A 13,014-nucleotide genomic window follows, 5' to 3' on the forward strand; every position below is an offset into this window, starting at 1 on the left:
GGCTTTTCAGGTCACCCAAAACACCATCAGCTTTGGGGGCGAAGCCCTTGCCTCAAGCCGAACAACAACAGTAGCAAGTCGTGATCGGGCGTGGCCACGACTCGATCCTTGACAACATGTGGCGTAGGGCAGTGGGCCGTGTCGCTGAGGATACCAGGGCCTGGTTCATCCCACGCGGCTGCCGCAGCGGTGGCGATTGCCAGACCACCCAGGAAGAACAGACCTCGAGCAATTTCTAGTTTCATTACTCTAAACCTTTGACAGCGCTGCCAAACACCCTGAGGTAAAAATAGAGCAGCTTTTGCCAGTCTGCGTTGCGCCACGACGAATGGTGACGCAACTATGTGATCGTTGTAGGCGGCCAAACGGCTGCCGTGGCGGTGACAGACAGGCGCCTCCTAGCCTTTACGCAGCACGTAAACGCGCCACATGGCGTAGAACGGCAAAAAATCCAACCGTTCCTGAATGCGGAATCCTGCTTCGACGAACTCCTGCTCCACCGTGGCAGCAGGCAGCACAAAGCGATTCTGGCGAGCCTCTTCTGAACCTGTTTTCGCCAAGCGACGTGCTTCCAGCTTTTTACGTCGCCAGGCTTTGAAGTTGCCATCGACCCAGAGCGAGAGGATCACGCTGTCACGGGAGACACGTTGAAACTCGGAGAGAATGACCTTGCGGTGCGCCGCTTCACCAACCTGCTGAAAGAGTCGCATACAGAAAATGCTGTCGACGGCATTGTCGGGCAAGTCGATGTTGAATGCCGAGGTCTGCAGGGTGCGCACACGCTCGACGACACCGGCCGGTTGCGATGTACGAGCGGTTTCAAGCATCGCCTCCGAGTTGTCGGCGCCGATGATCACACGATTGTTTTTTTCCGCCAGCAACGGCCAAAAATGCCCGGCACCACACGGCAGATCAAGCACAAGACCCGGCTCCCCCGACAGCGCCAGCGCACGACGCGCCAACTGTTCATCACGCTGGTGGGACAGACGGCGCGCCAACCCATCTTGATGCTTGAGAAAGCAATCCTGAGCCTGTTGCTGATCGTGCTTCTCGGAAAACTCGAGCTTGATGGGACTACGCATTCTGCCTCTCCTGACTCCATTGGCGCCCACCTTATTCAGGTGGGCGTTGGCGTCAGGTCATGCGGATGTGAAAAAAACGTTAAACACGTTCCCACCAACTTCATCCTGTTTCAGGACGGGGTTAGCCGATGATCTCATCCCGATCAGTCAATTGACTTCGGCCGTGGCTCAGATCGACATGGAAGCGACAGCCATTGGGTGTCATGGCCGTGAGGCTGACAATCCAGCACTGGTCATCACAGATCCGCTGTACCAATGACAACCCCAACCCCAGCCCCTCACCACGCTTTTCTCCACCGCGTACAAACGGCTGGAACATGGCTTCACGCTGCTCTTCAGGAATGCCCACGCCACTGTCTTCAACCATGAACCCGGAGGGTTCCAAGGTTAAGCGAATGAAACCGCGTTCAGTGTAATGCGCCGCATTACGCAGCAGATTGCCCATCACCGCCTGCAGAAAGGTTGCATTGTAGAGAACCGATCCCGCAGCGCCTGCGCTGTAGTACAACTGCAGGCCTTTCTGTTCAATGGTGTCGCGCCACACCCCCAGCAGGTCATCAGCGACTTCTTTCAGGGTCGCCTGCGAGGCAACGGCCCCCTCATCACGCTGAGCCCGGGCCAACATCAGGAAGGTTTTGACCAACTCACGCATTTCCTCGCTGGCCCTGGCGATACGCTCGACCTGTGCCCTTGCGCGGTCATCGAGCTTCGTGTTCTCCAGCAGCAATTCGCAGGACGTGGCCAGCACCATCAAGGGTGTACGCAACTCATGACTCACATCACTGGTGAACAGCCGCTCACGGGTCAATGCATCGCGTAATCGGCCCAAGGTGGCATCGAATGCCACCGCCAGTTGCCCGACCTCATCGGCGGCATAATCCGGAGCCAGAGGCGGTGCGAGGCCCAACAATTGATCGCGGTGACGAACCTGACGAGCCAAACGGATCACCGGCGCCATTACCTTGCGCGCCAACACCCAGCCCAGGAACACCGCCAGCGCCAGGCTCAACACAAAGCCGACCACCACGACGGCAAAAAGCACACGCTCGCGCTCTTCGAAATCACTTTGATCCTGCAACAGGACATAGCGACGGCCATCTACAATCTCGACCATCGCGTGATACGACAGTTGATCGCGAAAGACCTCATGAAACCCCGGGTCCAGGTGCCTGAGATCCTTGGGCAAGGCAAAGTCATCGCGCCCGCCGCTGAAGTAGAACAGTTGATCTGGCCGTGGCCTGTGGCTCCAGTCACTCACGCTGTCCATCAACAGCAACCGCTGCAGATCGCCACCCAATACGGCAGAGATCAAACGCTCTTCGACCAGATGTACCGTCGCCACAATACCGAAAGCGAACGCTCCCGCGACCAAGGCGCTCATCAAGGCAAAGGCGATGATGATCCGCTGCGCCAGGCTTTGCTTAAACTCCATCGCGGCCCTCGGCCATGCGGTACCCCACACCATGTACTGTGTGCAGCAATGGCTTGTCGAACGGCTTGTCGATCACCTGGCGTAGTTGATGAACGTGGCTACGCAGGCTATCACTGTCAGGACAGTCATCCCCCCAGAGCGCCTCTTCAAGCACTTCGCGACGCAGCACATGGGGGCTTTTTTGCATGAGTACGGCAAGCAATTTCAGGCCGACCGGGTTCAACTTGAGCAAGCGCCCTTGGCGCGTGACCTCAAGCGTGTCCAGGTCATAACTCAAATCACCGACTTGCAGGCTGCGGCGTCCGCCACCCTGAGCACGACGCAGCACCGCCTCAATACGTGCGGCCAACTCCGACAGGGCAAATGGCTTGAGCAGGTAATCGTCGGCGCCCGAGCGAAAACCCTGAAGACGGTCGTCAAGTTGGTCACGGGCGGTGAGCATGATCACCGGCGTGTCGCGCCGGGCATCCTCGCGCAAGCGCTTGCATAGCGTGTAGCCGTCAATACCGGGTAACATGATGTCGAGCACAATCAGGTCATAGTGTTCGGTCGCCGCCAGGTGCAAACCCGAAAGGCCGTCTTGGGCACAATCGACCGTGTAGCCCTTGAGGCCAAGGTAATCTGCCAGATTGGCCAGAATATCGCGGTTGTCTTCAACCAATAGAATTCGCATGGGTATCCCCCGTTCACTGCATTTGCCTGCTTGGCAGGCGCAGCTTAAGGCCATCGCTCACGTACTGCCAGATCAGAACAGATTTATCACTGGTTAACGTTTTTTTCACCGAGTATTCACAGACTACGCACCCCCCTCCACAGAAAATCGCCGGTCGTTACGTCAAGCCTATACCCGGCTCGGGCTTGCCGACCGGGACTGTCCATTTTGTTTGCCAGGACCTGTCATGCCTGAAGCCCGCATCCGCCCACCATCGCGCCCCATTAACACCTGGCTGTACCTCGGCCTTCCCCTTTTAGTCGCCACCGCCCTGCTCCTTCTGGAACTGACCAGCCTGGACATGAACATTGCCAAGTGGGCCTATGACCCTGTGGCAGGCCAGTTCATCGGACGACACAGCTTCTTTCTTGAAGACATCCTGCATGATCGGGCCAAACAAGTTGTAATCGTCTTGGGATTGGCAGCGATTGTCGGGTTTATCGCCAGCCTGCTGCTGAAAAAACTCAACCCCTGGCGCCGCGAACTGGGTTGCCTGGTAATGGCAATGGCCTTGTCTACCAGCTTTGTAACCCCGCTCAAGGCAGTAACCGCTGTGCAGTGTCCTTGGAGCCTGCAGGAATTCGGCGGCAAAGAGACCTACAGCGAACTGCTCAGCCCACGCCCAGCAACGGACAAACCCGGACGCTGCTGGCCAGGCGGCCATGCGGCCACTGGTTTTACCCTGTTCGCACTGTTTTTCGTGCTCCGTGATCGACGCCCACGCATGGCACGGGCAGCACTGTGGTTTGCCTTTGGGCTGGGTACCGTGTTTTCGGTCGGACGGATGCTGCAAGGCGCGCACTTCTTCTCGCACAACGTCTGGACTGCCGTATTCTGCTGGTTGATCAGCCTGGGCTGCTACTACGCCGTGCTGTACCGCAGACCGGCCACCGCTGAAGTGCCTGCACCAGCAACAGTCCAAACCCGATAACCGAATTGCCCTACAGGGGATGTGTTCAAGCAGCGTGATCCAGATGCAGCCAACACACTGACCTACCGCTACCTTCGCAGGTAGGCCCTGTGGCAGCGATGTCCCCGTAAAACAAAAAACCCCTGGCCTTTCGGCCAGGGGTTTTATTTTGAAGCGGGTAAGGCTGGCTTACATCATGCCGCCCATACCGCCCATGCCACCCATGCCGCCCATATCAGGCATGCCACCGGCAGGCTTGTCTTCTGGAGCGTCAGCAACCATCGCTTCGGTGGTGATCATCAGACCACCGATGGACGCTGCAGCTTGCAGAGCCGAACGGGTAACCTTGGCTGGGTCCAGGATGCCCATCTCGATCATGTCGCCGTACTCACCGGTAGCAGCGTTGTAACCGAAGTTGCCCGAACCTTGCTTGACCTTGTCAACCACAACGCTTGGCTCGTCGCCGGCGTTAGCAGTGATCTGGCGCAGCGGCGCTTCAACAGCGCGACGCAGCAGAGCAATACCCACGTCCTGATCGGCGTTGTCGCCTTTCAGTTCGGAAATGGCTTGCAGAGCGCGGACCAGTGCTACACCACCGCCAGGCACCACGCCTTCTTCAACGGCTGCACGGGTAGCGTGCAGGGCGTCTTCAACGCGGGCTTTCTTCTCTTTCATTTCAACTTCGGTGCCAGCACCGACCTTGATCACGGCAACACCGCCAGCCAGTTTGGCCAGACGCTCTTGCAGTTTTTCACGATCGTAGTCCGAAGAAGTCTCTTCGATCTGGGCACGGATCTGCTTGACGCGTGCTTCGATGTCGGCTTCGGAACCTGCACCGTCGATGATGGTGGTGTTTTCTTTCGACAGGGTGACACGCTTGGCGTTACCCAGATGCTCCAGGGTAGCGGACTCCAGGCTCAGGCCGATTTCTTCGGAGATCACGGTACCGCCGGTCAGGACAGCGATGTCCTGCAGCATGGCCTTGCGACGGTCGCCGAAACCAGGTGCCTTGACTGCAGCAACCTTGACGATACCGCGCATGTTGTTGACGACCAGGGTCGCCAGCGCTTCGCCTTCAACGTCTTCAGCTACGATCAGCAGCGGACGGCCGGACTTGGCAACGGCTTCCAGAACTGGCAGCAGTTCGCGGATGTTGGAGATCTTTTTGTCAACCAGCAGCAGCAGCGGGCCTTCCAGCTCGGCAACCATGGTGTCTGGCTTGTTGACGAAGTAAGGGGACAGGTAGCCACGGTCGAACTGCATGCCTTCAACAACCGACAGTTCGTTTTCCAGGCCCGAGCCTTCTTCGACAGTGATGACGCCTTCTTTACCGACTTTTTCCATGGCTTCGGCAATGATGTCACCGATGGAGTTGTCGGAGTTGGCCGAGATAGTACCAACCTGAGCAATGGCCTTGGAGTCGGCGCATGGCTTGGACAGACCTTTCAGCTCTTTGACGATGGCGATGGTCGCCTTGTCGATACCGCGCTTCAGGTCCATCGGGTTCATGCCGGCAGCGACGGCTTTCAGGCCTTCGTTGACGATGGCTTGAGCCAGAACGGTAGCGGTGGTGGTGCCATCACCGGCATCATCGTTAGCCTTGGAAGCGACGTCCTTGAGCAGCTGAGCGCCCATGTTCTCGAACGCGTCTTTCAGCTCGATTTCTTTGGCGACAGAAACGCCGTCCTTGGTGATGGTCGGTGCGCCGAAGCTCTTGGCCAGAACTACGTTACGGCCTTTCGGGCCCAGGGTCGCTTTTACCGCGTCAGCCAGAACGTTGACACCAACCAGCATTTTCTTACGGGCGGAATCGCCGAATTTTACGTCTTTAGCAGCCATGATCGTTTAATCCTTGAATACTTTGAAGTAACGGGAAACCAGCGGTTGATTAACCTTCGATGACCGCGAGAATTTCGTTCTCGCTCATCACCAGCAGGTCTTCGCCGTCGACTTTCACAGTGTTGCTACCGGAGTAAGGGCCGAAAACAACCTTGTCACCCACTTTCACGGCCAGCGCACGTACTTCACCGTTATCCAGGATGCGGCCGGTACCTACAGCGACAATTTCGCCACGGTTAGGTTTTTCAGCAGCCGAACCTGGCAGAACGATACCGCCAGCGGTTTTCGATTCTTCTTCGCTGCGACGGATGACGACGCGGTCATGCAGAGGACGAAGCTTCATTGTCGATCTCTCCTAATTGTGGTTTTCATCGGCCGGTTTAAACCGGCTGGTTGAGGCTATCGGCGTGGCCCAAGTTGGCCCGACCGTTGGTGGCTCGCCAAGCGAACCACGCATGTCTTGTCTGGTGTTTGTAACCAGAAACCTTTCGGTGACCCATACATGAGGTCGCTCAAGGCGATTACAAGGCTGTACATGAAATTTTTTTTGTCGAGCGGGCGAATGAAAAACGGCCCCGTATGGGGCCGTCAGGTTATCGCCAGGGTTCAAGAGTCGCGATGCTCGTACTCGCCTTCGATCACATTCGGCTGCCGCGGCGTACCGCCCTGAGCACCAGGACGGCCTGCAAACGGGTCATCTGAAAACGCCCGCTGACGCATGGCCTGCGCCTCGGCACGCTCACGCAAACGTCGACCGATCAGGCGTCGGGTGAACGGCAGCAGGCAGATCAGGCCCAGCACGTCAGTAATGAAACCAGGCACCAGGAGCAGACCGCCACCGACGGCCAGCAACAACCCCTGGAACATCTCCTCAGCAGGCAGTTCGCCACGCTGCAGGCTTTCACGGGCGCGCAGCGCGGTAGCCAGACCAGCCACCCGCATGACCAGCACACCCAGTGCAGAAGAGGCAATGATCAGCAGCAACGCCGGGAAAAAACCAATGGCTGTGCTGACCTTGAAAAACACATAGAGCTCGAGCACCGGAAAAAGCAGAAACAGCAGTAGAAAAGCACGCATCAAGGGTTCCTCGACGGAAGACGACCTTCCAATACCCGGTTAATGGTTGCAGTCCATTGCAATTTCAAGCCTCAACCGGCTCGTTACTCGGCCAATCGTCGGCGTGGGCCAGAAAAACCAAGGCTTCGCGTACTTGTGTCGGCGTGTTGCAAGGCTCACCAAACGCCAGCCAGTAGAGGCCATGGCCAATTCGCAAGTGCATGCCTTCGCTGTCGATACCGGCCATCTGCGCAGGCACGGTCTGCGGCAAGCCGCTCAAGGCCACATAGTGAGCAATCGCGTTGGCATGATCGCTATTCATGTGCTCGACCATACTGGCCTCAACCTTCCCGGCAAACGGGTTGGCAAGGGCCACGTGGTCCAGCCAGTGAATTGCGCCAAAGCCGCCGATATAGCGATAACGCACGGGTTTGAGCACCCAGAAATCGAAATCATGCGCGCGGTGGTAATTACGCGACTCCGGAAAATAACGGTAATAACGTTCGGCTGCCGCTTCAATGGCGTCGGCGTCCTCAAGCTGCAGGGCCTCGGCTAGCAGCGTCAGACGGCCCACCGCCTGGACGTCTTCAGCGCCCCGCTCGCCGACCAGCAACGAACATTTCGGATCACGCTGCAGGTTATGAGTGTGCTGAGCGATACGGCTGATGAGGATCAGCGGATGACCTTCGGCATCCAGGCAATAGGGCACCACCGAACCAAACGGAAAGCCCGGCATCGACTTGGAGTGGGTCGACAGGACGCCCCGGTATTCCTTGAGCAGCAGTTCTCGTGCATGCTTCGTCGCTTTAGCGCTCACGTTGTGACCCCCAGACTAGAATTCGTCATAAATAAAATGTGTTCGCCCGCCCCAAACCTGCCCGTGGAGCATCCTTATGCAGTTGACTGACAAAGTAATCATTATCACCGGCGGCTGCCAGGGTTTGGGCCGTTCAATGGCCGAGTACCTGGCGGGTAAAGGGGCACGCCTGGCGCTCGTCGACCTCAACGAAGAAAAACTCCAGCACACCGTCGCGGCGTGCAAGGCGCTGGGTGTCGAAGCACGCCACTACCTGTGCAATGTCGCTGACGAAGACCAGGTCGTCCAGATGGTTGAGCAGGTGGCGGCGGATTTCGGAGCCATTCACGGCCTGATCAACAACGCGGGCATCCTGCGTGACGGTCTGCTGGTGAAGGTCAAGGATGGCCAACTGAGCAAAATGAGCCTGGCCCAATGGCAGTCCGTGATCGACGTCAACCTCACGGGGGTGTTCCTCTGCACCCGTGAAGTGGCAGCAAAAATGATCGAACTGAAGAACCAGGGCGCAATCATCAACATTTCCTCGATTTCCCGCGCGGGGAACCTGGGCCAGACCAACTACTCGGCCGCCAAGGCAGGCGTCGCGGCCGCCACGGTTACCTGGGCAAAAGAGCTGGCCCGCTATGGTATCCGCGTGGCCGGCATTGCCCCCGGGTTCATCGAAACCGAGATGACCGCGAGCATGAAGCCCGAGGCGCTGGAGAAAATGACGGCTGGCATTCCACTCAAGCGCATGGGCACGCCAGCGGAAATTGCCCATTCGGCCGCCTACATTCTTGAAAACGATTACTTCAGCGGGCGCATTCTGGAACTGGACGGTGGTTTGCGCCTGTAAAAGCGTTATCCAGATACGCCCCGGGCGAGGACGGAGCCAAACCATGCCGATGTGTTCAATTGCTGTTTCCCGGCTCACTGCGACCCGACAGGCTGTCGCGCAGAGTGCACAACAGTGAACGCCGTGCCCGGTGATCCAAGGCAAACGCCTGAAGCCAGACGAACGGCACTCTATGTAGCACTGAACCAGGTACCTGCAGGCAAAGTCGTCAGCTATGGTCAATTGGCCGAAATGGCCGGGCTGGGGCGTGCTGCGCGCTGGGTCGGGCGTACCCTCGGGCAACTGCCCGATTCGACACAGCTTCCCTGGCACCGCGTGATTGCTGCCGGTGGCCGCCTGAGCCTTGCGCAAGGCACACCTTCAGGTGATGAACAACGTGCCAGGCTGCGTGCAGAAGGGGTCACCGTCCAGAATAATCGTGTGGATATGTCGTACCATGGCTGGCGTCCAATGGAGCACAGCGGTTAGAGTGCGCGCTTTGTTTTCGTAAACTTGAGGCAGATGTTGGCCCATGCCCCGTAAAACCTGGCGCGATGCGCTCGCTGCCTATGCCAGCCCGTCAACGCTGGTGCTGTTGCTGCTCGGCTTTGCCGCCGGCCTGCCGTACATGTTGGTGTTCTCAACCCTGTCCGTGTGGCTGCGCGAGGCCGGTGTGGCCCGCGAGACGATTGGCTATGCCAGCCTGATAGGCTTGGCGTACGCCTTTAAATGGGTGTGGTCGCCACTGCTCGACCAGTGGCGCCTGCCACTGCTGGGCAAGCTCGGTCGACGCCGCTCCTGGCTCGTGTTATCGCAGGTGCTGGTCGTCGTGGGCCTGGTCGGGATGGGGTTCTGCGACCCCCAAAAACACTTGTCCTGGCTGATTGCACTGGCCGTACTTGTCGCGTTTTCCTCGGCAACACAGGATATTGCCGTTGATGCCTATCGCCTGGAGATCGCCGACGATCAGCGCCAGGCAGCCCTGGCAGCCAGCTATATGGCTGGCTACCGCGTCGCGGCCCTGCTGGCTACCGCGGGCGCCCTGTTTTTCGCTGAAGGTTTCGGCTCCACCGGTTTCAACTACCTCCACAAAGCCTGGACCGGTACCTATGTGCTGTTCGGTGTGATGATGGTGCCGGCACTGATTACCAGCCTGTTGATGCGCGAACCGCCTGTACCACTGCGCACTCAGTTGTCGGCGGCGCGCTATGGCTTTGCCCACCAACTGGTATCCGTGTTCGTGCTGATCGTACTGCTCGTGTCGGTACCGGCAACGTTTACCCAGTTGTACTACACCGACTTTGCCAGTGTGCTGTTCGAGGGCGTGAGCCTGCTTGACTTGCTGCTGGAAGACCGCGCGTTCCTTCGCGCGATTCTGTACATCACGCTCACAGCGTTGTGCCTGTCCTCAATGGGCCGGCGTGGCCTGGCCCCGGTGCTGACCCCGGTCAACGACTTCATTACGCGCTACCGCTGGCAGGCCTTGCTATTGCTTGGGCTGATCGCAACCTACCGGATGTCCGATACAGTGATGGGCGTGATGGCCAACGTGTTCTACATCGATCAAGGCTTCACCAAGGATCAGATCGCCAGCATCAGCAAGATCTTCGGGTTGATCATGACCTTGGTGGGCGCCGGCCTAGGCGGGCTGCTGATCGTCCGTTTCGGCATCCTGCCGATCCTGTTCATCGGTGGCGCAGCCTCGGCCAGCACCAACATCCTGTTCCTGATGCTGGCAGACATGGGCCCCAACCTGAACATGCTGATCGTCACCATCTCGCTGGATAACTTCAGCTCTGGCATGGCGACTTCGGCGTTTGTCGCCTACCTGTCGAGCCTGACCAACCTCAAGTTCTCGGCCACCCAGTATGCCCTGCTCAGTTCCATCATGCTGTTGCTGCCAAGGCTGATCGGTGGATACTCAGGCGTCATGGTGGAAAAGTTCGGCTACCACGACTTCTTCCTGATTACGGCACTGCTGGGTGTACCCACGCTTATCCTGATTGCCCTGCACTGGCATCAAGAAGCCCGCCGTGGAAAGCCTGAACCTCAGGATCAGCCACAGAACTCGGTGGGCGAACGCCCTTAATCCGAGACAACCGGCTCGCCAGCGCTCAGCACCGTACGCAACGGCCAGAGCGCCAGCAGGCCGGCGACACCCGCGACCCAAGCGAACGTCAGCAAGCCCTCACCCGCACCCAGTATTGCCAGCAAGGAGCCTCCCAGGCCGAGCAAAGCAATGGTGATCATGCCCAGCATCGCCGACACCAGGCCTTTGCTTTGCTCGCTGGCAAACAGCGTGATGCGGTACAACACGGCATTACAGACTCCAAGGCCAAGCGCGTATACCGATAGCCCTGCAACCACACCGATCACCGACGGGTACAACCAGGCGACAACCATCATTGCCAGCAAACCACTCACCAGCGGCCACAGCCCACGGCGCACGAGGGCCAGCAGTGTATAGCGCTCGGCAATCCGGTTAATGATCAGGTTTCCGGCAATCAGGCCGCCAAACACCGGCAGTTGCCACAGCGCGTAGTCCAGCGTACTCAAGCCCTGGCCGTGAATGAGCAGTACCGGCGAAAGCCCGATCCAGGCGATCAACGGCAACCCGATCAAACCAAGCGCCATGCTGCCCGCGACGAAGTAACGGTTGAGCAACAACTGTCGATAGCCGGCCAACAAAGGCAGCAGATGAATCGGCTGAAACGCCAGCCTGCTGCCGTCACGCCGCTCAACACCGAGTGTTTCAGGCATGAAGCGATACAGCGCCAACCAGGCAAGCATGCCACCGGCGCCGATCAGTACAAAAATCCAACGCCAGGACATCCACTCCAGCAACAGCGTGCCGAGCAAAGGCCCCAGCAAGGGGGATAGCAAGGCGATATTCGCGAGCAGGGCCATCATCCGCACCGCATCCGCTTCACTGAAGGCTTCGTTCAGGGCGGGATAACTCACCGTCACCACAAAGCCCAGACCAATGCCCTGCAACAATCGCAGCAGGTTGAACAGCTCAATCCCCTCCACCCAATGGGTGAGCAGGCACATCAGGCTGAAAAACACGCAGCCACCGAGCAGCAGCGGGCGCCGACCATAACGGTCCGCCAACGGCCCGATCAACCATTGCAGCAGTACGCCGCCAAGCAGATAGAGATTCAGGGCATGGGGGATGAAATCTGCACTCGCCTGCAGGTCATTCACCACCGTCGGCATGGCAGGCATGACCACATCACTGGCGATATAGGTCAGCAGCTCGAAGAGCGCCAAGGTCAGTGCGAAGCAGAATGCACGCAGCGGGGTGATTTGCAGCAGCGGGGTCAACATGGGAACGCCAGGCCAAACGACATTTGGCCAGCCTGTATGCCAGAAAAGTCACGCTCGCGATAGGAGATTCCAGGCACCCGCCCTGCCGACGATGCTATCGGCAAGGCGGGTGCCTAGGGAGGCAGCGTTTTAGGCAGTCGCTTCCTGGACCACGCGAATCACGCGCTGCGGAAAGGGAATGTCGATCCCCTCGGCACGCAGGCGATCACGGGCATGCTCGTTGAGCATGAACAACACATCCCAGTAGTCACCGGTATTGACCCAGGCACGCAGGGAAATGGTGATCGAACTGTCGCCCAGGGTCGACACGACGGCTTGTGGCGCCGGATCCTTGTGAACCCGTGGATCATTGGCCAGCTCAAGCAACACGCGACGCGCAGCCTGCAAGTCGGCATCGTAGTCGACACCAACATCAAACACGACCTTACGGGTCGGCTGACGGTTGTGGTTGGTGATAATGCCGTTGGACAGGCTGCCGTTGGGCATGATCACGGTCTTGTTGTCACCCGTACGCAGCACCGTGTGGAAGATCTGGATGCTATCCACCGTTCCGCTGACCCCTTGCGCTTCGATCACATCACCAATGCGAAACGGACGGAACAGCAAAATCAGCACGCCACCGGCAAAGTTCGCCAGGCTGCCCTGTAATGCCAAGCCAATGGCAAGGCCTGCGGCACCAATGGCGGCAACGAAGGACGTGGTTTCTACGCCGATCATCGAAGCGACGCTGACCATCAACAGCACTTTGAGGGCGATGTTGGCCAGGCTACTGATGAACCCCTGCAGTGCAAGGTCGGCATTACGCAAAGCCAGCAACTTGCCCAGACGGAATGTCACCTTGTTGATCAGCCACCAACCAATGGACAACGTCAGCAGCGCCAACAGAAAACGGCTGCCGTACTCCATGATCAATGGAATCCAGCTTTGTGAGGTCTTGACCAGTTGATCGACTTCAGCGTTCAAATCCATAGTGCTCTCCTGATGCCAAATGGCAAAAAGCGTAAATATCCCACCGCAATCGTATC

General features: G+C 58.4%; 14 protein-coding genes and 1 pseudogene. 4 read left to right on the forward strand and 11 right to left on the reverse strand.

Annotated elements, in window-relative coordinates:
* Positions 1–26: 26 nt before the first annotated feature.
* From ACZ9H3_RS11115 to colR, 5 genes and pseudogenes are all read right to left on the reverse strand, one after another.
* Positions 27–245, reverse strand: a complete 219-nt coding sequence (locus ACZ9H3_RS11115) for a hypothetical protein (RefSeq protein ID WP_065758942.1) — start codon at positions 243–245, stop codon at positions 27–29.
* A pseudogene (locus ACZ9H3_RS11120) lies at positions 245–340 on the reverse strand (lipopolysaccharide kinase InaA family protein); the annotation flags it as partial. The gene ACZ9H3_RS11115 and the pseudogene ACZ9H3_RS11120, both read right to left, overlap by 1 nt.
* Before the next feature lie 58 nt (positions 341–398).
* Positions 399–1,082 carry a class I SAM-dependent methyltransferase gene (locus ACZ9H3_RS11125; RefSeq protein WP_454240114.1) on the reverse strand — a complete coding sequence of 228 codons (684 nt, stop codon included), beginning with the start codon at positions 1,080–1,082 and terminating at the stop codon, positions 399–401.
* Between the two features lie 121 nt (positions 1,083–1,203).
* Complete coding sequence (locus ACZ9H3_RS11130) at positions 1,204–2,514, reverse strand: sensor histidine kinase (RefSeq protein WP_065758940.1); 1,311 nt, start codon at positions 2,512–2,514, stop codon at positions 1,204–1,206.
* Complete coding sequence (gene colR / locus ACZ9H3_RS11135; protein WP_065758939.1) at positions 2,504–3,187, reverse strand: two-component system response regulator ColR; 684 nt, start codon at positions 3,185–3,187, stop codon at positions 2,504–2,506. The genes ACZ9H3_RS11130 and colR overlap by 11 nt, the downstream gene beginning before the upstream one ends.
* Positions 3,188–3,413: 226 nt before the next feature.
* On the opposite strand from colR, the gene ACZ9H3_RS11140 reads away from it, so the two are divergent.
* The gene (locus ACZ9H3_RS11140; protein WP_454240115.1) at positions 3,414–4,157 is read left to right on the forward strand and encodes a phosphatase PAP2 family protein; all 744 of its coding nucleotides are present in this window, start codon (positions 3,414–3,416) and stop codon (positions 4,155–4,157) included.
* A gap of 168 nt (positions 4,158–4,325) precedes the next feature.
* Here ACZ9H3_RS11140 and groL read toward each other — a convergent pair whose 3' ends face one another.
* The 4 genes from groL to ACZ9H3_RS11160 form a co-directional block, all read right to left on the reverse strand.
* The gene (gene groL, locus ACZ9H3_RS11145) at positions 4,326–5,975 is read right to left on the reverse strand and encodes a chaperonin GroEL (RefSeq protein WP_065758937.1); all 1,650 of its coding nucleotides are present in this window, start codon (positions 5,973–5,975) and stop codon (positions 4,326–4,328) included.
* A 49-nt stretch (positions 5,976–6,024) separates the two neighbouring features.
* The gene (locus ACZ9H3_RS11150) at positions 6,025–6,318 is read right to left on the reverse strand and encodes a co-chaperone GroES (protein WP_065758936.1); all 294 of its coding nucleotides are present in this window, start codon (positions 6,316–6,318) and stop codon (positions 6,025–6,027) included.
* A gap of 263 nt (positions 6,319–6,581) precedes the next feature.
* Positions 6,582–7,052, reverse strand: a complete 471-nt coding sequence (locus ACZ9H3_RS11155; RefSeq protein ID WP_065758935.1) for an FxsA family protein — start codon at positions 7,050–7,052, stop codon at positions 6,582–6,584.
* 64 nt (positions 7,053–7,116) lie between these two features.
* Positions 7,117–7,848, reverse strand: coding sequence for a HugZ family pyridoxamine 5'-phosphate oxidase (locus ACZ9H3_RS11160; RefSeq protein ID WP_476220769.1), 732 nt, complete (start codon positions 7,846–7,848; stop codon positions 7,117–7,119).
* Positions 7,849–7,924: 76 nt separating this feature from the next.
* Between ACZ9H3_RS11160 and ACZ9H3_RS11165 the strand changes: the two genes are divergently transcribed.
* From ACZ9H3_RS11165 to ACZ9H3_RS11175, 3 genes are all read left to right on the forward strand, one after another.
* Entirely contained in the window at positions 7,925–8,683 is a 759-nt protein-coding gene (locus tag ACZ9H3_RS11165; RefSeq protein WP_099775708.1) for an SDR family oxidoreductase, read from the forward strand.
* A gap of 114 nt (positions 8,684–8,797) precedes the next feature.
* A complete protein-coding gene (locus ACZ9H3_RS11170; RefSeq protein WP_065758932.1) occupies positions 8,798–9,151 on the forward strand; it encodes an MGMT family protein in 354 nt (117 codons plus the stop codon).
* 43 nt (positions 9,152–9,194) lie between these two features.
* The gene (locus ACZ9H3_RS11175; protein WP_454240118.1) at positions 9,195–10,751 is read left to right on the forward strand and encodes an AmpG family muropeptide MFS transporter; all 1,557 of its coding nucleotides are present in this window, start codon (positions 9,195–9,197) and stop codon (positions 10,749–10,751) included.
* Here the strand turns inward: ACZ9H3_RS11175 and ACZ9H3_RS11180 are convergent.
* Both ACZ9H3_RS11180 and ACZ9H3_RS11185 read right to left on the reverse strand, forming a co-directional pair.
* Positions 10,748–11,986: an MFS transporter gene (locus ACZ9H3_RS11180; RefSeq protein WP_476222750.1), complete on the reverse strand. Its 1,239-nt coding sequence runs from the start codon at positions 11,984–11,986 to the stop codon at positions 10,748–10,750. The genes ACZ9H3_RS11175 and ACZ9H3_RS11180 overlap by 4 nt on opposite strands.
* A 132-nt stretch (positions 11,987–12,118) precedes the next feature.
* Positions 12,119–12,958, reverse strand: coding sequence for a mechanosensitive ion channel family protein (locus ACZ9H3_RS11185; RefSeq protein WP_099775710.1), 840 nt, complete (start codon positions 12,956–12,958; stop codon positions 12,119–12,121).
* Positions 12,959–13,014 lie beyond the last annotated feature (56 nt).

Source organism: Pseudomonas sp. TE3910 (assembly GCF_056279025.1).

Bases quoted from the DNA above. Each gene is read 5' to 3' on its own strand.
- ACZ9H3_RS11115 (WP_065758942.1), bottom strand. From the start codon at position 245: ATGAAACTAGAAATTGCTCGAGGTCTGTTCTTCCTGGGTGGTCTGGCA.
- ACZ9H3_RS11125 (WP_454240114.1), bottom strand. From the start codon at position 1,082: ATGCGTAGTCCCATCAAGCTCGAGTTTTCCGAGAAGCACGATCAGCAA.
- ACZ9H3_RS11130 (WP_065758940.1), bottom strand. From the start codon at position 2,514: ATGGAGTTTAAGCAAAGCCTGGCGCAGCGGATCATCATCGCCTTTGCC.
- colR (WP_065758939.1), bottom strand. From the start codon at position 3,187: ATGCGAATTCTATTGGTTGAAGACAACCGCGATATTCTGGCCAATCTG.
- ACZ9H3_RS11140 (WP_454240115.1), top strand. From the start codon at position 3,414: ATGCCTGAAGCCCGCATCCGCCCACCATCGCGCCCCATTAACACCTGG.
- groL (WP_065758937.1), bottom strand. From the start codon at position 5,975: ATGGCTGCTAAAGACGTAAAATTCGGCGATTCCGCCCGTAAGAAAATG.
- ACZ9H3_RS11150 (WP_065758936.1), bottom strand. From the start codon at position 6,318: ATGAAGCTTCGTCCTCTGCATGACCGCGTCGTCATCCGTCGCAGCGAA.
- ACZ9H3_RS11155 (WP_065758935.1), bottom strand. From the start codon at position 7,052: ATGCGTGCTTTTCTACTGCTGTTTCTGCTTTTTCCGGTGCTCGAGCTC.
- ACZ9H3_RS11165 (WP_099775708.1), top strand. From the start codon at position 7,925: ATGCAGTTGACTGACAAAGTAATCATTATCACCGGCGGCTGCCAGGGT.
- ACZ9H3_RS11175 (WP_454240118.1), top strand. From the start codon at position 9,195: ATGCCCCGTAAAACCTGGCGCGATGCGCTCGCTGCCTATGCCAGCCCG.
- ACZ9H3_RS11185 (WP_099775710.1), bottom strand. From the start codon at position 12,958: ATGGATTTGAACGCTGAAGTCGATCAACTGGTCAAGACCTCACAAAGC.